Annotated in this window: 22 protein-coding genes, 1 tRNA gene and 1 riboswitch; of the genes, 11 read left to right on the top strand and 12 right to left on the bottom strand. The window is 46.9% G+C overall.

The window, feature by feature from the left end; translation table 11 throughout:
• The first annotated feature begins 8 nt into the window (after nucleotides 1–8).
• The 6 genes from CAN90_RS05005 (at nucleotide 9) to CAN90_RS04980 (ending at nucleotide 6,653) form a co-directional block, all read left to right on the top strand.
• Nucleotides 9–407 (top strand): cupin domain-containing protein, encoded by a 399-nt coding sequence (locus tag CAN90_RS05005; RefSeq protein ID WP_085832724.1) that lies wholly within the window; start codon nucleotides 9–11, stop codon nucleotides 405–407.
• 303 nt (nucleotides 408–710) lie between these two features.
• Nucleotides 711–2,330 (top strand): biosynthetic-type acetolactate synthase large subunit, encoded by a 1,620-nt coding sequence (ilvB, locus tag CAN90_RS05000; RefSeq protein ID WP_085832723.1) that lies wholly within the window; start codon nucleotides 711–713, stop codon nucleotides 2,328–2,330.
• Between the two features lie 16 nt (nucleotides 2,331–2,346).
• Entirely contained in the window at nucleotides 2,347–2,850 is a 504-nt protein-coding gene (gene ilvN, locus CAN90_RS04995; protein ID WP_085832722.1) for an acetolactate synthase small subunit, read from the top strand.
• A 67-nt stretch (nucleotides 2,851–2,917) separates the two neighbouring features.
• The gene (gene ilvC / locus CAN90_RS04990; protein WP_085832721.1) at nucleotides 2,918–3,925 is read left to right on the top strand and encodes a ketol-acid reductoisomerase; all 1,008 of its coding nucleotides are present in this window, start codon (nucleotides 2,918–2,920) and stop codon (nucleotides 3,923–3,925) included.
• 360 nt (nucleotides 3,926–4,285) lie between these two features.
• Nucleotides 4,286–5,050 carry a DUF975 family protein gene (locus CAN90_RS04985; protein ID WP_085832720.1) on the top strand — a complete coding sequence of 255 codons (765 nt, stop codon included), beginning with the start codon at nucleotides 4,286–4,288 and terminating at the stop codon, nucleotides 5,048–5,050.
• A gap of 154 nt (nucleotides 5,051–5,204) precedes the next feature.
• Complete coding sequence (locus tag CAN90_RS04980) at nucleotides 5,205–6,653, top strand: MFS transporter (protein ID WP_085832719.1); 1,449 nt, start codon at nucleotides 5,205–5,207, stop codon at nucleotides 6,651–6,653.
• A 360-nt stretch (nucleotides 6,654–7,013) separates the two neighbouring features.
• Here CAN90_RS04980 and thiT read toward each other — a convergent pair whose 3' ends face one another.
• The 3 genes from thiT to CAN90_RS04965 form a co-directional block, all read right to left on the bottom strand.
• Entirely contained in the window at nucleotides 7,014–7,583 is a 570-nt protein-coding gene (gene thiT / locus CAN90_RS04975) for an energy-coupled thiamine transporter ThiT (RefSeq protein ID WP_085832718.1), read from the bottom strand.
• Between the two features lie 152 nt (nucleotides 7,584–7,735).
• A riboswitch (TPP riboswitch) is annotated at nucleotides 7,736–7,848 on the bottom strand.
• A 25-nt stretch (nucleotides 7,849–7,873) separates the two neighbouring features.
• A complete protein-coding gene (locus tag CAN90_RS04970; RefSeq protein WP_085832717.1) occupies nucleotides 7,874–8,536 on the bottom strand; it encodes an HAD hydrolase-like protein in 663 nt (220 codons plus the stop codon).
• A 23-nt stretch (nucleotides 8,537–8,559) separates the two neighbouring features.
• Nucleotides 8,560–8,955 (bottom strand): thioesterase family protein, encoded by a 396-nt coding sequence (locus CAN90_RS04965; RefSeq protein WP_085832716.1) that lies wholly within the window; start codon nucleotides 8,953–8,955, stop codon nucleotides 8,560–8,562.
• A gap of 250 nt (nucleotides 8,956–9,205) precedes the next feature.
• On the opposite strand from CAN90_RS04965, the gene CAN90_RS04960 reads away from it, so the two are divergent.
• Both CAN90_RS04960 and ychF read left to right on the top strand, forming a co-directional pair.
• Entirely contained in the window at nucleotides 9,206–9,991 is a 786-nt protein-coding gene (locus tag CAN90_RS04960; protein ID WP_085832715.1) for a heparan-alpha-glucosaminide N-acetyltransferase, read from the top strand.
• Nucleotides 9,992–10,068: 77 nt separating this feature from the next.
• A complete protein-coding gene (ychF, locus tag CAN90_RS04955) occupies nucleotides 10,069–11,163 on the top strand; it encodes a redox-regulated ATPase YchF (protein ID WP_187138305.1) in 1,095 nt (364 codons plus the stop codon).
• Between the two features lie 1,625 nt (nucleotides 11,164–12,788).
• Here the strand turns inward: ychF and rbr are convergent.
• The 9 genes from rbr to CAN90_RS04910 form a co-directional block, all read right to left on the bottom strand.
• Nucleotides 12,789–13,328 (bottom strand): rubrerythrin, encoded by a 540-nt coding sequence (gene rbr / locus CAN90_RS04950; RefSeq protein WP_085832713.1) that lies wholly within the window; start codon nucleotides 13,326–13,328, stop codon nucleotides 12,789–12,791.
• A 173-nt stretch (nucleotides 13,329–13,501) separates the two neighbouring features.
• A complete protein-coding gene (gene rsmI / locus CAN90_RS04945; RefSeq protein ID WP_085832712.1) occupies nucleotides 13,502–14,326 on the bottom strand; it encodes a 16S rRNA (cytidine(1402)-2'-O)-methyltransferase in 825 nt (274 codons plus the stop codon).
• Nucleotides 14,327–14,382: 56 nt separating this feature from the next.
• The gene (locus tag CAN90_RS04940) at nucleotides 14,383–15,156 is read right to left on the bottom strand and encodes a tRNA1(Val) (adenine(37)-N6)-methyltransferase (protein WP_085832711.1); all 774 of its coding nucleotides are present in this window, start codon (nucleotides 15,154–15,156) and stop codon (nucleotides 14,383–14,385) included.
• Between the two features lie 158 nt (nucleotides 15,157–15,314).
• The gene (locus tag CAN90_RS04935; RefSeq protein WP_074432630.1) at nucleotides 15,315–15,488 is read right to left on the bottom strand and encodes a 4Fe-4S binding protein; all 174 of its coding nucleotides are present in this window, start codon (nucleotides 15,486–15,488) and stop codon (nucleotides 15,315–15,317) included.
• A gap of 97 nt (nucleotides 15,489–15,585) precedes the next feature.
• Nucleotides 15,586–16,455 carry a PSP1 domain-containing protein gene (locus tag CAN90_RS04930; RefSeq protein WP_085832710.1) on the bottom strand — a complete coding sequence of 290 codons (870 nt, stop codon included), beginning with the start codon at nucleotides 16,453–16,455 and terminating at the stop codon, nucleotides 15,586–15,588.
• 129 nt (nucleotides 16,456–16,584) lie between these two features.
• Nucleotides 16,585–17,457 (bottom strand): DNA polymerase III subunit, encoded by an 873-nt coding sequence (locus CAN90_RS04925; RefSeq protein ID WP_085832709.1) that lies wholly within the window; start codon nucleotides 17,455–17,457, stop codon nucleotides 16,585–16,587.
• Nucleotides 17,454–17,777 (bottom strand): cyclic-di-AMP receptor, encoded by a 324-nt coding sequence (locus tag CAN90_RS04920; protein WP_085832708.1) that lies wholly within the window; start codon nucleotides 17,775–17,777, stop codon nucleotides 17,454–17,456. The genes CAN90_RS04925 and CAN90_RS04920 overlap by 4 nt, the downstream gene beginning before the upstream one ends.
• Before the next feature lie 59 nt (nucleotides 17,778–17,836).
• The gene (locus CAN90_RS04915; RefSeq protein WP_085832707.1) at nucleotides 17,837–19,171 is read right to left on the bottom strand and encodes an aminotransferase class I/II-fold pyridoxal phosphate-dependent enzyme; all 1,335 of its coding nucleotides are present in this window, start codon (nucleotides 19,169–19,171) and stop codon (nucleotides 17,837–17,839) included.
• A 117-nt stretch (nucleotides 19,172–19,288) separates the two neighbouring features.
• Nucleotides 19,289–19,990, bottom strand: a complete 702-nt coding sequence (locus tag CAN90_RS04910; RefSeq protein WP_085832706.1) for an HD-GYP domain-containing protein — start codon at nucleotides 19,988–19,990, stop codon at nucleotides 19,289–19,291.
• A 130-nt stretch (nucleotides 19,991–20,120) separates the two neighbouring features.
• Between CAN90_RS04910 and CAN90_RS04905 the strand changes: the two genes are divergently transcribed.
• From CAN90_RS04905 to CAN90_RS04895, 3 genes are all read left to right on the top strand, one after another.
• A tRNA-Arg gene (locus CAN90_RS04905) sits at nucleotides 20,121–20,197 on the top strand.
• Nucleotides 20,198–20,772: 575 nt separating this feature from the next.
• Nucleotides 20,773–21,585, top strand: coding sequence for a saccharopine dehydrogenase NADP-binding domain-containing protein (locus tag CAN90_RS04900; RefSeq protein ID WP_085832705.1), 813 nt, complete (start codon nucleotides 20,773–20,775; stop codon nucleotides 21,583–21,585).
• Between the two features lie 229 nt (nucleotides 21,586–21,814).
• A complete protein-coding gene (locus CAN90_RS04895) occupies nucleotides 21,815–22,249 on the top strand; it encodes a hypothetical protein (RefSeq protein ID WP_085832704.1) in 435 nt (144 codons plus the stop codon).
• Nucleotides 22,250–22,357: the final 108 nt, after the last annotated feature.

Genomic DNA, 22,357 nt, shown 5'->3' with positions numbered 1-22,357 from the left:
ACACAACCATGAAAATTCAAAGCTTTGAAATGAACGGCGAAGGCATGCAGAGAGTCTACGAGAACGAGAAATGGACGATCGGCATTAAGAACTGGAAGCCCGCTAACGACATTACCGGTACCACCTGCCTAGAGCGCCACAATAAGACCGACGAGCTGTTTGTGCTGCTCAGCGGCCGCTGCACTCTCATCAGTGCAGAAGAGGTTGACGGCGAGCTGAAGATGGAAGCACTGGAGATGGAGCCGTTCAAGGTTTACAATATCCCTCAGTCCCTGTGGCACAATACTGTGACTCAAAAGGACACCAAGATGGTTCTGATTGAGGATGTTTCTACCGGTATGGAGAACAGTGACATCATCGACCTGACTCCTGCTCAGATTGAAACACTGAAATCTTTGGTGAAATAAGAAGAATTGCACAAAAGTATCGCGGTGTATCGCCTTCCTTTGGGGAGCGGTACACCGCTTTTTTTGTTGACTCGGTTGAAGTATCATATTATAATTAAAGGTAATTTAACTTGTTGAGCTATGAATCGGTGGCTTTTCAGTTGCGTTGAGACAAATCGAAAACCACCGATTTTCTCTATGTCTTTTTTAGAGATTATTTCAATGTTGAAATAAAGGGTATAATTTTTTTGAATAATTTGAAGACAGAGATAGCGATAAGTTCCGACATTTTATTAAAATTTTATTCTAGGAAGGTGGAGTACGATGATAAGCGGAGCGGAAATCATGGTGAAATGCCTGGAGGAAGAAGGAGTCGTCCTTACATTCGGCTATCCAGGTGCGGCAATCTGTCCTTTTTACGACTTACTATCGCAGTCCTCCATCCAACATGTATTGGTACGGCAAGAGCAAAACGCAGCTCACGCTGCGAGCGGCTATGCCCGCTCGAGCAGTAAACCCGGTGTGTGCATTGCCACCTCTGGCCCCGGTGCGACCAACCTGATTACCGGCATTGCAACTGCGTATATGGATTCGGTACCGCTCATTGCCATCACTGGGCAGGTCCGTTCGGAACTGCTTGGCCGCGATGTATTCCAAGAAGCGGATATTACCGGTGCGTGTGAGCCCTTTACCAAACACAGCTACTTAGTAAAGGATACGGCTGATTTGCCACGCGTTTTTAAGGAAGCGTTTCATATTGCAACTACCGGCCGACCCGGCCCGGTACTCATTGATGTGCCTGTGGATGTACAGCAGAATGAAATTAAAGAATTTAAATACCCGCAGCATGCGGATATTATTGGATATAAGCCCAGAACGCAGGGACATGCCCTGCAAATTAAGCGCGCGATTGAGGTGCTTGCCACAGCTCAACGTCCATTGATTTGTTGTGGCGGTGGTGTGGTTTTGGCTGGTGCCAGAAAAGAAATGATGGACTTGGCAGAGAAAACAGGTATTCCGGTGGTGTCTACAATGATGGGAATCGGTGTTATTCCCATGGATAGCGACTCTTACCTTGGTATGGTTGGCTCTCACGGCAAAAAGAGTGCAAATCAGGCTTTGCTCAACGCAGATGTCGTCATTTTATGCGGCGCTCGTGTGGGTGACCGAGCCATTATAGCCCCAGAAATGCTGGGCGGCAAGGCGCAGATTATTCACATTGATGTTGACCCGGCGGAAATCGGCAAGAACATTACCGCGCATATTCCGATTGTTGGCGATATTCGTTTAGTACTCAAGAGCCTTACCGATAAAGTAAGCTGCGCGGTTCCAAAGGAATGGTTAAGCCGTGTTCACGAGCTTCGGGAGTCGGAGGTTCCACATGGCGAGCCTTCTCAGGATTTTGTGGAACCCCGCTCGTTTATGCGTACTCTCTCTTCCATGATGGAGGAAGATGCCATCCTCGTAGCGGATGTTGGACAGAACCAGATTTGGTCTGTTAACAACTTTAATGTGAAAGAAGGGCGCTTTTTAACCTCCGGCGGCCTTGGCACCATGGGGTATTCCGTTCCCGCGGCGATTGGAGCAAAGCTGGCGAAGCCCAAAAGGCAGGTAGTTGCCGTATGCGGGGATGGTTCGTTCCAAATGTCGATGTGCGAGTTAGGTACCATCATGCAGAGCGATGTAGCCGTTAAAATTATTGTAATGGAAAACGGTCACCTCGGCATGGTTCGGGAAATTCAAGATAAAATGTACGGCAAGCGGCATATGGCCACTGTGCTGCACGGGAACCCCGATTTTGTGGCATTGGCAAGAGCTTACGGAATGGAATCCGCACAGGCGGAGAATAACCCCGAAGCAGAAGAGCTTGCCAAGGTAATGCTCGCTTCCGATAAGCCATATCTGCTAGTATGCAAGGTTGACCCAACCTTGCCGTCTATTTGAGAGGGAGGGCGCTACTATGAAATATACACTCTCCGTTTTGGTGGAAAACCAGCCCGGCGTATTGTCGAAAGTTTCTGGTTTGTTTTCTCGCCGTGCGTTTAATATTGACAGCCTTGCCGTGGGAGTAACGGAAGACCCGGCTATTTCCCGCATGACGATTGTCGTCAACGGTGATGAATATGTGATGGAGCAGGTGGAAAAGCAGCTCAATAAGCTGATTCCAATTATCAAGGTAAAGCGCCTTGACGATACCGGCCCGTTTATTAGCTGTGAGCTTGCCCTCATTAAGGTGAGCTGCACCCCGCAGTACCGCCCTGAGATTATTCAAATTGCAGAGCTCTTTGGGGCACGTGTGGTAGATGTTTCTTTAACCTCACTTACCATACAGTTTGCAGATACCGCAGAGAAGATTGAGACTATGCTTACCCTACTTAAGCCCTACGGCTTAAAAGAAATTGCACGTACTGGCACCGTTGCACTGGAGCAAGGACCCCAGGTTACCAGAAAACAGAGCGTTTAAGCGGACTTAGCAAATGAAACTTGAACTCTGTCTATAAATTTTATACCTGCTGAAGGAGGAACATGTTATGCCAAAGATTTATTATGAAGCCGATTGCGATATTAACGTACTTAAGGGGAAGACCGTAGCGATTATTGGCTATGGCAGCCAGGGTCACGCTCATGCGCTGAACCTGCATGACAGTGGAGTTGATGTTGTAGTAGGCCTTTATGAAGGCAGCAAAAGCGCAGAGCGCGCAAAGAAGGCGGGCCTTAAGGTTCTAAACGTTCCCGAGGCGACGAAAGCTGCGGACATTATCATGATTCTTATCCCCGATGAGCGTCAGGCAGAGATGTACAAGAATGACATTGAGCCGAATCTCACCGATGGCAAGGCTCTTGCATTTGCTCATGGCTTTAACATTCATTTTGGCCAGATTAAGCCCCCCAAGTTTGTGGACGTGTTCATGATTGCCCCGAAGGGCCCCGGCCATACCGTTCGCAGCGAGTTCCAGGAGGGCAAGGGTGTTCCCTGCCTCGTGGCAATTGAGCAAGACTACACTGGCCATGCTCTCGACGTCGCCCTCGCTTATGGTGCAGGTGTTGGTGGTGCACGCGCTGCTGTTATGGAGACAACCTTCCGTGATGAAACAGAAACAGACCTCTTCGGTGAGCAGGCTGTTCTGTGCGGCGGTGTATGTGCTCTGATGAAGGCAGGCTTCGAAACATTGGTAGAGGCTGGCTACGCCCCTGAAAACGCTTACTTTGAGTGCATTCATGAAATGAAGCTGATTGTAGACCTTATTTATAAGGGCGGTTTCTCCATGATGAGATATTCCATTTCTGACACAGCGGAATTTGGTGATTATGAGACCGGCAAACGCCTAATTACTGAAGAAACTAAGAAAGAAATGAAGAAGGTTCTCAGCGAGATTCAAGACGGTACCTTTGCCGGCAAGTGGATTGCAGAGAACAAGAATGGCCGCGCACACTTTAATGCTTGCCGCCGTATCGAAAGCGAGCATCAGCTTGAGTCTGTGGGTAAAGAGCTGCGCAAGATGTATTCTTGGAGCGACGAAGATAAATACGCTGAATAAGCGAATTACATTGCTTTTGTTTTAAGATTACAATCGGTAACAAGGGATCAGGCAGGGTCGGAGAAAATCGCCGATGAACTGATCCCTTGTTCCTTTTTTATTTGGGAAAGAAATAAGTATCAAGAAATAAAATAATATGGCAATAGGCCATTCTTAATTATAATATAATTTTTTATAAAAATGTTTTGGTTCGAAGCCTGCAAAACAGGCTGGAAGAATAAAAAGATGTCATTACAATGTTATAATGTGGCAAAAAGAGCCATATTCCTGCGAAAAAACTCGAATAGGGGAAGGCAGTGCGGTGGAATAGTGCCGTTCCTTTATTCGTATGATAAACAAATAGCGAAAGGGGATTCGTTTATGTGGAGTAGACCAATTCTAAAAAGTAACGCCAAGGAGGCAATTCGCGGTGGAAAGTACTGGGTGGCATATCTTGTTTCGGCAATGATCATGTTCGTTCCCCCATTGTTGGAGTGGGTGACTGGCTATTCGGAAATATATCAAAAATGGGTAGATGGCGTTGCGGCAGGTATTCGTTTGGTTGATAGAAATGTTTTTACCGCTTACAGCTTGTCATACTTTTTGTTTAACGTTTTTATTATGTTGCCTCTTATTGTGGGTTTGCACGGCTTTTTTGTGCGCAACCGCTTTCATGCAGGTAAATTTACAGATGTATTCATGGGCTTTCGCAATGGGTATGGCAATGTTGTTTTTACCAGCTTTGTGACGAGCTTATTTATTGGGCTGTGGACGCTGCTTTTGATTATTCCCGGTATTTACAAAGCCTTCCAGTACATTCTGGTGCCGTTCTTATTGTCCGACAATCCGAAGCTTTCGGGTAGCAGAGCACGGCAAATTAGCCGCATGATGACGGACGGGGAAAAGGCCTCTATATTTGTTTTAACCCTCTCTTTCCTTGGCTGGTTTGCCCTAATTTTATTGGGAATTATTGTTTTGGGGATGCTTCATATACCTGAGATTGTGATTGATATACTTACTTCTTTAGCAATGTGCTCGGTTCTGCCGTACTTTTATGCGAGCATGGCAGAGCTGTATATCTTTTTGCGTGACCGCGCCATTCAAACCGGCATGGTACAGCCGGAAGAGCTAAATTTGATGGGCTGATTAACAAAATACCCCATTTGACAAATCTTAGATTTTCGAGTATAATACAAAGGATTTCGTACAGAGAGCACGTTTTGTGCTGATAATAGAGGCGAAAATTATTATTGTAAAATAATAATTTTCGTCTCTTTTTTGTTTTTATAAAGGAGTTATTATGGCGAAGCAAAAGAATTTTCACTTAATTGCGGCGGTGATTGCAACCGGGCTGCTCTCTTTTTCAGGCGTATTAATTGAAACCGCTATGAACGTAACCTTTCCCACCTTAATTCACGAGTTTGGTGTAACAACCGCCGCTGTGCAGTGGGTTACGACCATTTGCCTTTTGGCTATTTCGGTTATTGTTCCGTTGTCCTCTTATTTGAATCGGAACTTTTCGATTCGGGCCCTGTTTGTTTGTGCGAACCTATTCTTTTTATCCGGCATGTTGGTCAACTATTTTTTACCTTCCTTCGCTCTCCTGCTATTGGGGCGTTTATTACAGGGGGTGGGAACCGGACTCGCATTACCGCTGATGTTCCATATCATTCTAACAAAGGCGCCGGAATCAAGCCGCGGTATGATGATGGGAATCGGTACACTGACCACCGCAATAGCCCCTGCGATTGGCCCCACGTACGGAGGGGTCCTTTCTCATTACTTTACTTGGCGCGATATTTTCCTTTTTTTAATTCCACTAATTATTCTCTCTTTGTTTTTAGGTCTGCGTTCTATTCCCAAAGAACAAAAGCAAGCACGGGAACCAATTTCAATTTGGAGCGCCGTGTTTTTGGCCGCCACATTTACCTTTGTTTTAATGGCACTCAGTGCCAGCCAGGTAATTAACGCAGCGCTGTTTTTTGTCGGTAGTATTATAACAGGTGGGCTGTTTATGCATTTTAATCGACAAAAGCCGCTTTTGCATTTGAGTGTGCTTAAAAATAAGCGATTTACTGCTATGATGGTTTGTTTTCTCATCTATCAGGCCCTGCTTTTAGGGAATTCCTTTGTCTTCCCCAATTACTTGCAAATTGTTACGGGGCTGGATTCCTCCGCGGCGGGAATGTTTATGTTCCCCGGCGCACTGGCTGGAGCATTGCTTGCCCCAATCTCCGGCCGAATTTTAGATAAATCGGGTGCAAAAAAGCCGATTCTAATAGGCATTAGCATTGCTTGTGTAGGCATGTTACTGCTTGCCGCGCTGCTGCGCAGCAATTTGGTAGTTTTACTCATTGCCTCTCATTTGGTGTTTATGGTTGGTTTAGGGCTATCGTATAGCAACCTCATGGCAAGCAGCCTGAGTGCTCTGCAAGCAGGAGAGCTGCCGGATGGCAACGCGATTATTAATACACTCCAGCAGTTTATTGGTTCCGTAGCCACTGCGGTAGCGGCGGCAGTTTTGTCTTCGTTTCAGCAGCGTTATGAGTTTGCTTTGGGCACATCGTACGGTTCGGTTTTACTTTTAGGCTGTTTCTTCCTTTTGCTGGTTGCCAGCCTGATTTGTGCACTTATTGTATTTTCGGAGAACTCCACTGTAATGCAACAGAATAAACTAGTTGCGTTCGTTCGAGGGTTATTTAGCCGTAGTACGGTAGAAAAACCAAATGTAAGTGACTGCAAGCATTAACTCTAAAAAGAGGAAGCCGCCGGTGGACCCGGTGACTTCCTTTTTTACTTGTGTTTTGGGTTCTATTATGTTGCGTTTACTGGATTGACACTATAAAGGCATTAAGAAAGGTAAGATTGTCTTCCATAGAGTTTATTTATGCGAAGTAAATAGTAAAGAGGGAAAACCGCCGGCACGGTTTTCCCTCTTTTGCCTCTGTACGGCAAGGTGAACTATATATTAATAGGAGGAACATGAATTGGAAGAAGGCGTTTGGCTCACCTAATGTATTTTATGACAAGCCCTCCTATTTGTTTACAGGTCTGTCCCAACTTTGTGGACTTCCTCCAAACAAGCCCTCTATCCTTTGGTAAGAGCGCTTTACGCGGCATGCGCGGAGCGGTTCCCTGTTCTGTCTAATACTTTAACGAGAGTAAGGGTAACCACAGCGGTAATTACCAGTTCGGGCAGCATGTAGCTTCCGTTATAAACTAAGGAATACAGCCAAACAGGGGTGCCATCCGGAGCATATTCGCTCCAAATAAAGATACCGGACAGAAAACTGCACATAAAGCGCAGAAAAACAGCAATTGCAACGCCAAAAACAATACTTACGGAACGGTTATGAAATGGCTTGCCCCAAAAAGCGGCGCTCCCCAGCACGGTGAAAGCAAGTACATAGTCCAGCAGTACCACAAGCAAAAATGCTGTCAGCGTTTTTGCAGGAGGGGCAGTGAAGTTAAGCAGTATTTGCAGCAGGCTGTGAACAAATGCCGTTCCCAAACCCCATTTCACACCGTGACGATAAGAAACGAGAACGAGGGGAGCCATGCTCGCCAAGGTAATAGACCCGCCCTGCGGCAAATCAAACACCTTAATCATGCTCAGAACAGTGGAGAGTGCAATCATAAGCGCACATTCCACAAGTACGATGGTATTTGTTTTTTTCATAAAAGATCCTTTCTGTGCCAGCCAATTTTTTTATTTGCTTGGTGTTGACACTTCCGCTGTTCCGGTAACGGATAACCGATGTATGAACTGCCGATCTCCCTGAAAAACTGCCGCAAACAAAAAACGCATTGCAGAAAATACCACAATGCGTTTTGCTATGCTGCAAAAATTTCCTACGCTGGCATTATCCAGATCAGGTCAAAGGGACATAGGCGTCAATCCGCCTCATCTCAGCCGCGTATACGCAGCACCCCGTATTCAGTTCTAAGTTTCACTATATCCGCATTGAATCAGTTTGTCAAGAGCATGTGCTCCAGTTCTGAAAAATCTGCAGCAAAGCGAGCCTTTGGGTAATATTCGAGCATTTCTTCACGGGTGCCGTAGCCGTGAAGAACTCCAATAAACGCTGTGCCTGCCAATTGTGCGCCATCAGCGTCAAACTTGGTGTCCCCAATCATCACAGCGTGTTGCGGTTCTACGGAAAAATGCGCAAGGCATGAGTTGATAAGCTCTAGCTTTGAGCTTTCCCTCTCGGAGCTTCCCGCGGGGCCTGCAATAAAATCGACCAGTGGTGCAAGCCTAAAAATCTCTGCCACGCGGTTTGCCTGCGGCAATGGCTTTGAAGTAGCGATGCAAATGTTTGCACCAGCCTTCCGCAAGGTTGTTAATAGCTCAATGGTGTTTGGGTAAACGGAATTTTTATGAATGCCTTCCGTTTCGTACAAACCGCGGTACATTTTTACGGCTTGGTCGCAAACTTCATCATCGAGGCCGCAGGTCTGCGAAAAGCTCTGGAAGAGCGGAGGGCCGATAAAGGTACGCAATACTTCTGGCGGGGGTACGGGAATATCCAAACGCCGCATAATCTCACTCACGCAGCTCAGGATGCCCGGGCCGGATTCCGTTAGGGTACCATCCAAATCAAATAAAACGAGGGGATAAACAGGTTTCATGGGTATTCCTTTCTGCGGTGTGTTTATTGCTGTGCGCGCTCTTGTGCTTTTTTAAGGAAGTTTGCCGTTTTAATGCTGGCTCGCACATGATTACCAGTCGCAATTAGGCCTACGTTATCAAATGCCTGAAGAGTAAAGGCAAATTTGCGGCCGTCGCACTCGGTTAGCTCTGCGGTGATTTTCACTGTTACACCCTCCGCGGTGGGTGCCATATGCTTTACGCTAATTTCGGCTCCTACGGTGGTGATTCCATCCTCTAAGTAGCCTTGTGCCAATTCAGCGGCAACGCCCTCCATTAATGCAACAATTTTAGGAGTGGCTAAAACGGTAACGCTACCGCTGCCAAAAGCGGAGGCTAAATCTGCGGCTGTTACAGTGTAATCGCGGGAAAGCGTTTGTCCAATTTTCGGTTCATTCATTGTAATTCTTCCTTTCCTTCGATATAATAAATAATAGAAAATTATCTAATTGCAGTGAAAACATGCACCGGGCAATCCGGGCAATCTTCACTAAAACTAGTATAACACGGTACGGCCTAGGTTTGAAGCGGTAAATTTGCTTATGTTCCCGTGAAAATCGAGCAATTTTTGTATAGTCGCTTCACAAAAATGCCAATTAGTAAGAACATTACCAATTTAAACGGCAATGGTAATGGCAGGAGGAATGATTTTGAGCGAAGAAAGTAAGGCGCCGGCGGCGGGGCAGAGGCCTCGCCTATACTTAATGGACGAACTGCGTGGTTTTGCAGTGTTCTGCATGGTTTTTTACCACGCATTTTATACATTTGCTTTTTTGTATGAAATCAAGTGGATGATGATACTCTTTCAATTCTTTACCCCGGCAGAGCCTTTTTTTGCAGCGTTATTTATCATGATATCGGGAATCTCGTCCCTTTTATCTCGCTCAAATTTGCGAAGGGGGCTGCGCCTGCTTGCCATTGCTTTGGCAGTTACACTGGTTACGGCTCTTGTAACGCCGGACTACGCGATTTGGTTCGGAATTCTGCACTTTCTTGCTGTGTGTATGATTCTGTACGGCCTTTTGGGACGATACCTGAAAAAAATCCCGTTCTCATGGGTAATTGTATTGTTATTTGTTTTCCTGTATTTTTTTACCAGACCCATTCCATCCGGCTATTTGGGCTTTGGACCGGTGTCGGTGATTCCATTGCCGGGTGAAATCTATCATATCCCCGGGTTGTTTCCACTCGGGTTTTACGATTCTTCCTTTCGGTCATCCGATTATTTTCCGCTGCTGCCTTGGGGCTTTCTTTTCTTAGCGGGCACGGTGATTGGTATACCGGTCGCAAAGGGCTTGGCACCTCAATGGATGTACCCCAGCCGGGTTCCGTTCTTTTCTTGGATGGGACGCTGGGCGCTGATTATTTACATGGCTCACCAGCCGCTTATTTACGCTTTGGCATGGCTGTTGGAGCGACTTGGGCTGATTGGCTGAAATAGCCTTGCGTGAAAAGCAGAAAAAGAATATAATAAGCTGAATGCTTTTGTAAGAGAAAGAGGTTGATGATTGAAATGAAGCTGGGAATCGTCGGGCTGCCCAACGTTGGAAAAAGCACATTGTTCAACGCTATTACCAACGCCGGAGCGCAGTCTGCCAACTATCCATTTTGTACTATAGAGCCCAACGTTGGTGTGGTTGCTGTGCCGGACAAACGCTTGGACAAGCTTGCCGAAATGTATCACCCCGAAAAGTACACCCCTGCTACCATCGAGTTTGTAGACATTGCGGGCTTGGTTCGTGGCGCCTCCAAGGGTGAGGGCCTTGGCAACCAGTTCTTGGCGAACATTCGCGAGGTAGATGCGATTGTTCATGTGGTACGATGCTTTGAGAATGACGATATTATTCACGTTGATGGCAGTGTAGACCCTGCACGTGACGTGGAGACCATTAATGTAGAGTTGATACTCTCCGACATGGAGGTTCTTGACCGCCGTTTGGACAAGAGCCGTAAAATGCTTAAGGCAGATAAAAAATACCAGACCGAGTGCGAGTTCTTGGAGCGTGTACGTGCGGAGCTGGATGCTGGGCATACCGCTCGCAGTGTGGAATGCACTGAGGAAGAGGCAGAGATTCTCGCAACGGTATCTTTGCTCACCAATAAACAGGTCATATACGCCGCCAATATGAGCGATACCGATTTTAAGGATGGCGTGGAAAATAACCCGTATTACGCGGTGGTTCAGAAGCTGGCAAAAGAAGAAAATTCTGGTGTGCTGCCAATTTGTGCAGAGATTGAGGCCGAAATCTCTGGTATGGAGATGGAAGAGAAGCAAATGTTCTTGGAGGACATGGGGTTAGCGGAATCTGGGCTTGACCGCCTGATTCGTGAGTGCTACTCGTTGCTTGGCCTAATTTCGTACCTGACTGCTGGCCAGCAGGAGGTGCGCGCTTGGACGATTCCGATTGGTACTAAGGCACCGCAGGCGGCTGGTAAAATCCATACTGATTTTGAACGCGGCTTCATTCGTGCGGAAGTGGTTGCGTATCACGATTTAATGGAATGCGGTTCGATGACGGCAGCCAAAGAAAAAGGGCTGGTACGTTCAGAGGGCAAGGAATATGTGATGAAAGACGGCGATGTGGTGCTGTTCCGTTTCAACGTATAATTTAATGCTCTATTCTAGTAAGCGTTATTTAAGACCTATCTGTGTTTTTACATAGATGGGTCTTTTTTATAGTTGCTTATATGCGAAAGAAAATAGAGTCCAAAAGATAAACTTATATCTTTCTGCGCTATTTATTGTAAAAATTTTTTAAGCGACTGCCGCCGCAAGTAATTTCTTCTTTTCTTTCATTCGCCCCTCAAGCCGGGGCAGGCTCGCCTTTTCTCGATGAGGAGAAAAGGCGGAAAGACTCACCAAAGGCTCTGCCTTTGGAATTCGTTTGGGAAACGACCCCAATCCGTTAAACAATGGCTACTGTAAGGGCGCTCCATTAAAAATGCCCACTCTCCTTTGCTAGTACAAACGGATAGCAATTTGCAATCTTCCGTCGGCGGTCATTTTTAGAGCGCTCTCGTCCGCTCGCAGAGACATATTAAGGAAGCTAGGTACTTCGTCCATTTACGGGCGGCAAAGCAAAACCTTACGCATAGTCTGCAACGCACAGGCTTGTTTCCTGTGCGGAAAATAGATGCAGAGCGGTAGCTCAGTCGGATTCCAAAGGCAGAGCCTTTGGTCGTTGAGAGGGGATCCAAGGGGAGAGAATCGATACTCTCCCCTTGGAAGGCCTTTGCCTACTTTTACCCTTACGTGAAAGTAGGTGCCCGCCCCGGCATGAGGGGCAAAGCCCTGCGCCAGCAGAAACTCTTGCGCTTAGCGCAAAACTTCTTTTATTAATATAGCTAAAATTTCTAACATGAATGAACAAGTAAACTTTTAGTTAAAAAGAGTAAAAAAGAACGCCGTTCCAATGAAGGAACGGCGTTAGCCGCACGGGCGATAGTGCGGCGTTGCTTGCTTACAGACATTAGCTCGGCGAAGCTGGGTTCTATTTATCCTCCAACTTTCGGCGTCAACTCTCCTGCAAATGCCTTACCAGGGGAGTGGAAAACATAGCTGATTCAAAGAGCTGACTTCTTCCCACACAAGCATGGCAGTCTTTTTTCGGTCAATAACTACCTATATACCCAGCCTCGCGTTGCCTTTGTCTGCAAGGCAATAAAAAAGCGCTTGTCACGGAAACCCTCAATGAAAAGGGTACTCCACAACAAGCGATAAAAGTTCTATCGAATGCAGTCTGCACTTAAACGCACGGCTCACAATCACAAAGGGTACCATTCTTGCCCCTATACAAAAGGGAAATTATGGGTTATAATTGGGAAGCAAAGTGCAGTGTAAACTGTTGTTATGGAGGCTGGATCTCCGTAGCAGGGGGTGGGTGGTTACGACACTCATCCCTGCTTTGCTTTTTAAATCACCTTACAAGATAAATATTAACATTATTTACCAAATAATGCAAGATGAAAATATAAAAATGGGAAAATATATCACATAACTGATAATTTCGTTCTGTTTCGTCGGATTTTATCCGGCTTTTTTTATTTTAGTTTCAGTAAACGCGGCGGGTCGCATCTGCAAGAGAATAAAAATCACTCAAAGAAATCACCAACAAAAGAGCGAAAAAAGCCACGGAACAGAACGTTCCGTGGCTTTTTTGAAAGGCGGCACTGCCGCCTTTCTATTCAAATGCAAACAGCCTTGTTGCTTTGCTTCAAGCAACGGCTGAAAAATTAATAGTTTTCAGCCTTGCGCTCAAAGTAAGCCTGAGCATGTTTGCAGGCGGGACAGATTCCAGGAGCCTTCTCGCCAATATGAATGTATCCGCAGTTGCGGCATACCCAAACGGTTTTCTCGCCGCTCTGGAAAACAAGGTCTTCCTGAACGTTTTTCAGCAGCTTGCGGTAACGCTCTTCGTGAGTTTTCTCAACGGATGCTATCATCTTCATGGTAGCGGCGATTTCCTTAAAGCCTTCCTGCTCTGCGGTCTCGGCGAACTCTTTGTACATTTCTGTCCACTCATAGTTTTCGCCCTGAGCAGCGTCCAACAGGTTATCTCTAGTGGCACCTACCGCTCCGCCATGCAGGTATTTAAACCATAGCTCGGCGTGCTCTTTCTCGTTACCAGCGGTCTCCTCAAAAATAGCTGCGATTTGCTCGTAACCCTCTTTTTTTGCCTGAGAAGCATAGAATGTGTACTTGTTTCTGGCCTGAGATTCTCCTGAGAATGCAGTCAGCAGATTCGCTTCGGTTTTGCTTCCTTTCAGTTCCATACGGTACGTCCTCCTTGTAAATATCAGTAAGGGATGCCACCCTGCTCCAGACGCATTTTTACGCTGGAACGAAGCGCCGGAATACGGGCGCTTAGCAATAGGATGTGATCGCTTCTTATTTATTATACTAAAATTTGTTAAAAATTCAAGAGGATAGAGCAATAAAATAATAATTATTCGCAAATTATTTTGTAAATCTCTGCTTTTGAGTGTCCACTTTCCTTTGCCGCACGTTTTGCCGCCTCCGAAACGGAGCTGCCCTGTTCCAAATAAGTGCGTGCTAGCTCTGTGGCATCCTCAAGGGTGAGTGGTTCTTCCACGGGTACGGGAGCGCCCTCTATCACCAAAACAAATTCCCCTTTGGGGCTTTCCTGCGTGTAGCGCTGTACCGCTTCGGCAAGTGTGGTACGAATCACTTCTTCATGGATTTTCGTCAGTTCGCGAACGAGAGCGATGCGGCGATCTCCCCAAGCGGCAAGCATATCCGAGAGGGTAGAGGTGAGCTTGTGAGGAGCTTCGTAAAATACCATGGTGCGGTTTTCCGCAGCCACTTGCTGCAAGTGCTCCCGCCGGGCGCGCTTATTCACACTCAAAAAGCCTTCAAATGTGAAACGGCCTGTGGGAAGACCAGAGATTGCCAATGCGGAGATTACCGCGCTTGGCCCGGGTACGACGAGGGTTTGAATTCCCAACTCTGCACATTGTGCCACTAAAAGCTCGCCGGGGTCTGAAATTGCGGGCATACCGGCATCGGAGACCAGCGCGCAGTTCTCACCTGCAAGGATTCTTCGAGTAATCATGCCGCCGCGCTCTTGTTTATTGTGTTCAAAATAGCTGACCATCTGCTTTTTAATGCCGAGATGATTCAACAGCTTTATGGTAACGCGGGTATCTTCCGCGGCAATAAAGTCCACTTCTTCTAGGGTGCGAGCTGCCCGGGGAGAAAAGTCCGATAAATTCCCGATAGGCGTACCCACAACATACAGTTTTCCGGCCATTTAAGCCCCTCCTAAATTTTGAATGTGCACCAAGTGAGAAAAACGAGGAAAAGGGCTTACCCTTTGGAATCATCGCTTTCTGTACCTTTTGCAGCCTGTTTATAGTCCCCGTAGATTTCGAGCATTTCCCGGGTAAAAGTACCATCGGGATTGTGGATGATAAGAGGTGGGTCTACCACCAAGCCACCGGGCTGCCCATTTTTACGAGCCTGAAGCAGGAACAGCTTTGGCGCTTTGCCCTCCCGTGCCTGTACGAACCGCAGGCGCTTTGGCTCAAGGCCGTTTGCATTTAGAGTCAGCAGAATATCCGTCAGGCGTTCCGGGCGCTGACAAATGCAAAGGCGTCCCCCATACCGCAGGCAGGAGGCCGCGGCAGATGCTACATCCTCCATGGTGCAAGTTGCTTCGTGGCGAGCAAGCCGCTTGCCTTCCTCTGGGTTTTCAATTCCCGTACCCTGTGCTTTGTAGGGTGGATTGCAGGAGATTAAATCGCAATCCTCCAGCCAGGGGTCACGCGGTTTTGCATCGGGCAGCAGGCGTAAATCCTGCTGAATCACCCGAAGCCGGTCTTCGACTCCGCAATGGGCTATCGACTGCTGCACAAGCTCGCAGGCATCCGGCTGAAGCTCTACGCCACAAATACGAGCAGGAGCATACCGTGCAAGCCACAAAAGTGGAATTGCCCCACAGCCTGTGCCGAAATCGGCGCATTTCTCGCCCCGTTTGGGTGCCGCGAAATGCGCCAGCAGGATGGTGTCGGTATTAAAGCGGTGGGTCTCTGAAACGAATACGGAAATACGGGGAGAAAGTGGCTCCAAATGGGGCTGCATGAGTTACCTCCGAAAGCAATGTCGTATCTATAAAAATCACCCGCATCAGGCGGGGGAGTTAGGTTATATAAAAAAGCGGGTGGTAAAACCCGCGGTGCATGTCCCAAAATTTAAGGCGGAGCAATTAACGCTCCGCCTTAAATCGCTTCATTGGAACCTTAAGCCTCGGGGTTCGGGGCTCCTACGGGACATACAGAAGCGCAAGCGCCGCACTCAGTGCAGAGCTCGGGATCAATTACGTACTTGTCTGCGCCATCAGAGATAGCGCTTACGGGACACTCACCTGCGCAAGCACCGCAGGAAATGCAATCGCTGTTAATAACATATGCCATTGTTAAGCACCTCCAGAATAAGTATAAGTATTACCCCCTTATTCTAACACACAATGGCAGAAATGCAACTGGTTTTTCGCAATTCGTGAATGGAATCTCAATCCTTTTCCAACTCTTTGAGCTGTTCAAGCTCCGCTTTATTCACACGAAGCTGAGCGTCTTTAATCAGCTTTACGTCTTTTACTTTGTAGGTGGTGGGTGCTGCATCCGGTGCTTTATCGAGCCGAATTTGCAGTACGCCGGTCAACAGGTTTTGGTCAACCACGATACCACGCCCCTCGGGAGTCATCACGATGGCATTGAGCTTCGGGGTGGTTCGCAAAAGGTCTAGGTAGGCTTCCTGCTCATACTTCAGGCAGCACATCAAACGACCGCAGGTGCCAGAGATTTTCACCGGGTTTAAAGACAAGTTTTGTTCCTTTGCCATTTTGATGGAAACCGGCTGGAAGCTCCCCAAAAAGGTGGAGCAGCAGAACGGCCTGCCGCAAATACCAAGGCCGCCGAGCATTTTTGCTTCATCGCGCACACCAATTTGGCGCAACTCAATGCGGGTGCGGAATACCGAGGCGAGGTCTTTTACCAGCTCGCGGAAATCCACACGACCATCGGCAGTAAAGTAAAATAAAATTTTGCTGTTATCGAACGTGTACTCTACGTCAACCAGCTTCATTTCGAGCTTATGTGCGGCAATCTTTTTGTTGCAGACTTCAAAAGCACTTTTTTCCCGAATCTGATTTTCCGCCAGCTTTTTCAGGTCCTCCTGATTTGCAATGCGAATCAGCTTCTTCAGTGGCTGTACAATGGTTTCGTCATCTACCTGACGATTCTCCATCGCTACTTCTCCGCACTCAACTCCGCGAGAAGTTTCTACGATAACCATGTCGCCTTTTTTCAGATTATTTTCATCGGGGTCAAAGTAATACACTTTGCCCACGTTTTTAAATCGTACGCCAATTACTTCGGCCATAGCGATCTCCTTTATGATAAAATTAGATGATGTTACAGACGGATGTATAGAAATTTACAGCAGGCATGTCCTTACCGAAGCGAGCGGGAAAGACACGCCTGTAATTACTCTTTGTGTGGTTGTGGGGCATTAAAAACCTGCCACAGCACGTAGCTGTGCGCAAAATACGGTTACGAGCAGGGTGCTGTTTGCGTTTAAATCGACTCGCCTGCGCGTTTGAATGCTTAGCTCCGTCAGCGCTAACAAGCGGTCTCGCGTAAGCAGGCGCGCCAGCTCCTTGGCAGAGGGGTCGCGTGTAAGGGATGCACCGCCAACACGCAATACAGCAGCATCACGAAATAGCAGGGTAAGGCGGTCAAGCACCTGGCGAAGCATTTCGCGGTTTTGTATGAGTGAAGCACAGGTTTTTAGCACGGCAGATTCATCCGGCAAAACCAGCTCGCGCAAAATTTGAGACGCCAACGCCTCGGCTTCCGGGTTTGCCCCAGACTGCTCTATTGGTGGTTCAAGCGTTAAAATAAGCGAACGAGAACGTATGGTAGGAAGCAGAGCAGAGGCAGACGGGCAGGTGAGGATGAATAAAATCCCCTCTGGCGGTTCCTCGAGCACCTTTAACAGTGCATTCTGCGCTTGATCCGACATGGTTTGAGCCTCAAACAGGCAGTATATTTTTCGGGAAGCCTCATTGGGTTTAATATATGCGTCGGAGCGTATGCGGCGCACGGCATCTACATGAAATGAGCGTGCGGCAGTGCCGCCGCTTTCCACAATAATATCTGGGTGAGACCCCGCTATGGCCTTTTTGCAGGCAGGGCACTCTCCACAGGGGCGCTCACCCTGCGCGGTGCAAACGCATGCTCTGGCCAGTATCCCTGCCAAGGTACGCTTGCCGCTGCCGGTGGGGCCTTCTAAAATCACCGCATGGGGCAAACGCCCCTGCTCCAGCGTAAGCGAAAGCTGCTGGCACAGGGATTCGTTACCGATAAAACCTTCAAAAATCATACTTTTTCATACCGCTCAACATTCATAACAAAGATGGTAGAACCACCAACCGTGACCTCTACGGGGAAAGAGGCATAAAGCCCTAAATCCATCGCTGAAGCGCTGGGCACGATTTGGGTGCGGCGGCTGCTATGAGCAGAGATTTCAGAAATGACCTCTTCTACTTTATCGTCTTCTACACCCACAATAAAGGTGGTATTTCCGGCTTTTAAAAAACCGCCGGTGGTAGCCAGTTTTGTAATGGGAAATTGCTTTTTCGTTAATGCGGCCTGTACCGTGGCACTGTCGTCACTGCTGACAATGGCAAGGATCAGTTTCATAATATATCCCTCCTATACAGGTTGCGGAACGTTTCAAAAAGCGAAATGGTTTTATAATGTTATTTTACCACTTTCAATGAAAAAATGCCATACCCACGTAAAAACTCGGCAATTTCGTCTGTTATTTTTTCGCCGGGCATCACAATTGGTACTCCGGGCGGGCAAGGGCAAGCGGTTTCAGCCGCGATTTTGCCGACTGATTGCGCCAGTGAAACCTGCTCACTGGTAGAAAACAATGCTTCTCTTGGGGTGAGAAGCATGGGGGGAAGAGTGGGAAGTGCAGGAAGTGTACCAGACATTTCCTTTCCCAATGGAAGTGTGCAAATTGCGTTTTCCACGCGCTTAAAATCGCTTTCGTTGTTAAACGGAGTCGCAATGAGTACAACCTGAGCGGTGTCTGCGTATTCCGGCTCTACACCACAATTGCGAAAATGCTCTGCAGCACTTGTTCCCGTGATTCCGGCTTCTAAAGTGCGTAAGGTAAGGCGAATGGGGTCACATTCTCCTTCTGGGGCAGGAATACCTAGTCTGGCGGCAAGCTTCCGAATAGCGGCAACGCGCTCTTCCAATTCGGCAAAGGCGGTATAACCGCTATTTTGCACCCACGACCGAGCAATATCCAGCGAAGCCATGATGGGGTAAGAGGGGCTAGTAGAGCCGAATAGCGACATGGCATGCTTGGCATCCGCTACAAAGGTCGGTTCTGCAAGGTTAAGCCATGCGCCGCCGGTTAGCACAGGTAGAGTTTTATGCGCAGAGCATGCCGTTGCGGACGCTCCCAAAGATAAAGGGTGTCGGTTTTCTTTTAAGAAGGCCAAATGCGTTCCGTGCGCATTGTCCACCAAAAGAGGAACACCATTTTTACGGCATACGGCGGAGATTGCAGAGATGTCTGCCAGAACGCCGTAATAGTCGGGGCTGGTAAGAAACACAGCCTTGGCATCGGGATGCTTTTGCAAAGCGGTGAGTACATCTGCGCTTTCTACCCTGCCGGGAAGCCCGCGCCCGGAATTTGGGCGGGGAAGAAGCCATACGGGGGTTATGTTTAGCAATGCCATGGTATGAACCACACTGCGGTGTAGAACGCGGTCAAACAGAACCGTGCCACCGCGAGGAGCCACCAAAAAAAGCATTGCCTGAAGACAGAGCGTGCAGCCGCCCGCAGAAAACAATGTGCGTGCGGAATGAAACAGCTCAGTCGCTCGCTGTTCCGCCTTGAGAATAGCTCCCTCGGCTTCAAAAAGGCTGTCGGTGTCTGGCAGCTCCGTAAAATCCAAAGAAAGTAGGTCAGCGGGTAAGCTGTTTGCTGCATTTTTATGCCCCGGTGTGTGGAAAGAGGCACGGTTTTTTTGTTGATGCTCTAATAGAGCAGTATATAACGGTGTATCGCTCATTGAAAATCCTTTCCACATTGCGTGCTTCTATTCACTTCACGTAAATAGAAGCATACAGAAATGGTCAATTTTAAAATAATTATATCTTACTAGGTGATTCTTTTCAATTGCTGAAGTTTAGGTTGGGAGACGGTAATCCTTTTCCCATATTAAAATTTGCAGCGCATTTGCGGGAGCGGCATCATACAGCAAACGGTTTGAAATCTCTGCCAAGGAGGCCTCTAAAGAGTTTGCTGGGCGATAGGGACGGTGAGAGCTCATCGCCTCAAATACATCTGCCACAGCAAGTACGCGAGCCTCCGGTAAAATTTCATCTCCCGTCAGGCCGCGTGGGTAGCCAGAGCCGTCTAAACGCTCATGGTGCTGCCGTATTATTTCTGCCAGCGGCGTAAAGAAAGAAATATCTTTTACCATTTGGTAGCCTGATTCTGCATGGGTTCGGATTAGCTCCATTTCCAGAGGGGTGAGGCGTGCCGGCTTTGTGAGTAAGTCACTGGGAATCCCTATTTTGCCAATATCGTGAATCATGGCGGCACGGCGTATTAAATCGCACCGTTCCGGTGACCAGCCCATTTGTAGAGCAATGTCGCTTGCAAGGCAGCTCACCCGCAGCTGGTGCCCTGCAGTATAAGGGTCTTTTTGTTCGACCATGCGTGCCATTACCAGCAGCGTGTCATCCATTGCTTGCTCGAGTAAAGTGGCTTTTTCCTGCAGTTTGTGATGACAGCCATTTCTAGAGCCTGCCTCGAGAGAACCGGCAATTACCTGATACAATGTTTTTTTATTTTGAGCGTATTGTGGATGTTTTGGAAATTGCATGTGCTTTCTCCTTTCCATAGCTTGTTCCATTGTATGCGCCAAAATGCTTAGGTTTGCGTAGTAGGGCAAAATTTAGAGGGCAAGCATTGCATAACCGCAATGGGTGTGCTATACTACTATGGTAATATTTCCGCCCGTGGCGAAGCTGGATATCGCAGCAGATTCCGATTCTGAAGGCCGGGGGTTCAAATCCCTCCGGGCGGGCCATTAAGAATAGAGCAGGAGCTTCGCTCCTGCTCTATTCTTAATATTCGGGAGGGATTTGAACCCGAAAGGGTCTGAGCGTTAAGAAAACGTGCCGGTGGCACGTTTTTAGAGAGGAGCAGCGCAGCGGCTGTGCCGCAAGCTGGGAGGCGAGAAATCGCCGTTGAGTCTCTCTGGGCGGGCAAAACTAATACAGGAGCTTCGCTCCTGCTCTATTCTTAATATTCGGGAAGGATTTGAACCCGAAAGGGCCTGAGCGGTAAGAAAACGTGCCGGTGGCACGTTTTTAGAGAGGAGCAGCGCAGCGGCTGTGCCGCAAGCTGGGAGGCGAGAAATCGCCGTTGAGTCTCTCTGGGCGGGCAAAACTAATACAGGAGCTTCGCTCCTGCTCTATTCTTAATATTCGGGAGGGATTTGAACCCGAAAGGGTCTGAGCGTTAAGAAAACGTGCCGGTGGCACGTTTTTAGAGAGGAGCAGCGCAGCGGCTGTACGCAACGACATTCGCAAGGGTAGCGTCACCTGTGTATACGAGTGATAGCAGCTTAAAAAATCAATTTTGAAAGGGAGGCGAATACAAATGGATTGCAAACGCAAAATCATGATTATTGGGGGACACGGCAAGGTAGGGCAATATATTACGAAGGAGCTGCAAAACTACAACTTAATTTTAGCTGGACGCAGTGAAGATAAAATGAGAAGCTTTCTGCAAAAGGAAAATATTCAAGCGGAAATTTGCCCCATGGATATTCATAATATAGACTTTGCAAAGCTTGAAAATGTTGGCTGGGTGATTGTTTGTATCGATCAGGAAAACACCAAGTTAGTGGAATTTTGTGACGCCCACGAAATTGATTATATGGATGTAACTGCAAACTCGGAGTATATTGAAAAAATTCAACAATTAAAACTTCAGGGCTCAAGCAAAATACTGTTAGGGATAGGGTTGGCACCTGGACTTACGAATCTTCTGGCAGAAAAATTTGTCATGATGAATTCTTCAGCAAATAGAATTAATATTGAGGTTATTTTAGGGTTGGGGGAAAAGCATGGGGAAGCTGCCATTCAGTGGACGTTAGATAATTTTCTGAAAAGCTACAACCATAAAACGCTCGGTTCGATTCACCCCTTTACACTTAAGAGTGCGGTTCATACTGGGCATAAAATCTTAGGGACATGTAATTTTAATTTCGTGGATCAGCACATGTTAAACTTAAAATATAAGGAAAAGACATTTACCACCTATTTGGGTTTTGATCAGCCAATTGCAACAAAGGCTATTTATATAGTGAACAAGCTCCGATTATTGAAGTTCAAAGCAGATGGCAACAAAAAAATTAAACAATGGTCTACTGGGGATTTCCGATGTAATTCGAATAGAAGATTTAGGTGACAATGAGTTGTTTGGACTGAAATTGCGTGGATTTTAATTGATAGAAAATGCAAAATAGCAAACCATAAGAAAAGAGCAGGGGCAAAACTTCTGCTCTTTTCTTATGGTTTGGAAGAATATTATCCCGAGAGGGTTGAAACATAAATAAAATGTAATACACTTTATAAGTAGTGGTAAAAATGAAAGACTATAGTCAATGAAGTCTTAAAATAATTATGAGGGTAAGACAATGATTATAAAAAGAAATCCATGGCATTTATGGCTATTTTCATTCTTTGTCCTTTTTCTTTACAGCATGGGAATATATGATTTATTTATGATGTTAACACACAATCAGAATTACTATGTAACTCATGGTTACGGGAAGCAAGTCGTGGATTACTTTACAAATTATCCGATTTATTTCTTAGTATTATGGGTGACAAATTTGCTTGGGGGATTTTTCTCTCCGTTCTTATTAATTATACGTAGTAAATGGGCAAAAACGCTTGCTTTCACTTCTACGGTAGCCGATTTATTATTACTCCTTTTCACATTTATCTTTCGGAATAGATTAAATGTTTTAGGAGTAAGTGTCGCAGTTTTTGATATTTTTATATTAGGAATCACTTTCGGATGGTATTTTTATTGCGGATATATAGACAAGCATATGACAGGAAGGTAACTAGACGGTTGGAGTAATAAAAAGTGAAGAAGAAAGACTCCGATTAGTAATGATAATATGAGTCCTCTAGCCAAAAGATACAAGAATGGAAAAAGGCAATAATGAGTG

Origin of the sequence: Clostridium merdae, from assembly GCF_900176635.1 — a bacterium.
In the GTDB taxonomy this organism is placed as follows: Bacteria; Bacillota; Clostridia; order Oscillospirales; family Acutalibacteraceae; genus Faecalispora; species Faecalispora merdae.
Note: the sequence above shows the minus strand (reverse complement) of the source record. Positions and strands in the feature narration are given on the sequence as shown.